The 1679-nt window shown below is 66.8% G+C and carries 2 protein-coding genes; both read right to left on the bottom strand.

The window, feature by feature from the left end; genetic code table 11:
• The coding region (locus tag H162_RS0129660; RefSeq protein ID WP_026355267.1) for a thiolase family protein at window positions 1–407 on the bottom strand (407 nt) is incomplete at its 3' end.
• A gap of 15 nt (window positions 408–422) precedes the next feature.
• Window positions 423–1679: feruloyl-CoA synthase (locus tag H162_RS0129655; RefSeq protein ID WP_020657090.1), on the bottom strand; the 1257-nt coding region annotated here is incomplete at its 5' end.

Genomic DNA, 1679 nt, shown 5'->3' with positions numbered 1-1679 from the left:
TTGAAGGCGGCGATCGGGTTGCGCGTCATCGACTCGGTGCCCACCACCAGCGCGGTGTCGGTATAGCCGCGGGCGATCTGGTCGCCGGCCTGGCGGAACAGCTCGAAGCCGGTGCCGCAGATGCGCTGCACGTTCAGCGAGGGGACGTCCTGCGGCACGCCCGCATACATGCCAATGTGGCGCGGGACGAAGTACTGGAAGTAGTCGCCCGGGGCCATGTTGCCGCTGATGACGGAGCCGATCTGCCCAGGCGCCACCCCGGTGCGCGCCAGGATCTCGCGCGCCACCTTGATGCCCATGTCGGTCGGCGTGATGTCGGCGAAGATGCCGCAGTAGTCCGCCATCGGGGTGCGCACGCCGTCCAGCATCCAGACGTCGTCGAAGTCCGCGTAAAAGCCGTTTGCCATGTCTGTCCTCAATCCTCAGTCTTTTGTAGCGTGAAAGATCGCGGGATCCTGTCCCGCATAGAGCAGCTCGACCAGCGCGGCGCGGTGGGTCAGCACCGCGCGCTGGTTGATCGAGCCCTTGTCGGTGATTTCGCCGCGGTCGATCGATGGCGGCTCGGTGAGCAGCAGCGCGCGCACCACGCGGGTCGCGCTGCCGGTGCCCTGCCGGTTCAGGCGATCGACCAGTTGCTGGAAATAATCGCGCACCGGTGCCGATGCCAGCACCTCGTCGACCGTCGCCCCGGGCGCCAGCCTGGCCAGCACGCGGCACTGCGCCACGTTCGGAATGATCATCAGGCCGATGTCGGCCCTGTCATGGCCGGTGATCACCACATCCTGGACGTAGGGATCGCCTTCGTGCATCACCCTGCCGCGCAGCGGTCCGACGCTGACCCAGGTGCCGGTGTACAGCTTGAAGTCCTCGGCCACCCGGCCGTCGAATACGAAGCCGAGGCGCGGCTGCTCGGGATCCAGCCACTTGACCGCATCGCCCGAGCAGAAGAAGCCTTCCTCGTCGAACATCGCGGCGGTCGCCTCCGGCGACTTCCAGTAGCCGGGCGTCACGTTCGGACCGCGGTAGCGCACCTCGGTCTTGTCGCCGCAGGTGACCAGCTTGAGCTCGATGCCGGGGGCGGGCACGCCGAGTTCGCCGGCATGGACGTCTTCGCGCATCGCGAACATCGCACAGGGCGCCGTCTCGGTCATGCCCAGGCCCGTGGTCATCCGGATCCGTTCGCCGCAGCTGGCTTCGGCGCTGGCATGCAGCTTGTCCCACACCGGCTGCGCCAGCGCGGCGCCCGCGTAGAACATCAGCTTCAGGCGGCTGTAGAAGTGGTCGCGCAGCGCGGTATCCTGCTCCAGCGCGGTCGCCACGTCGTCCCAGCCCTTCGGCACGTTGAAGTAGACGGTCGGCGCGATCTCGCGCAGATTGGCGATCGTGGTCGCGATCCCCTGCGGGGTCGGCTTGCCGTCGTCGATGTACAGGGTGCCGCCGTTGAACAGCACCATGTTGAAGTCCTTGTTGCCGCCGAAGGTGTGGTTCCAGGGCAGCCAGTCGAGCAGCACCGGTGGCTCTTCAAGCAGGAAGGGCCAGGCCTGCACCAGCATCTGCATATTGCTGCACATCATGCGCTGGGTATTCACGACCGCCTTCGGCAGCTTGGTCGAGCCGGAGGTGAACAGGAACTTGGCGATCGTGTCCGGGCCGGTGGCCTGCATCGCCTCGTCGACAGC

The sequence above is a fragment of the Massilia niastensis DSM 21313 genome (genome assembly GCF_000382345.1).
In the GTDB taxonomy this organism is placed as follows: Bacteria; Pseudomonadota; Gammaproteobacteria; order Burkholderiales; family Burkholderiaceae_D; genus Telluria; species Telluria niastensis.
This window is presented reverse-complemented; position numbering and strand designations above follow the sequence as displayed.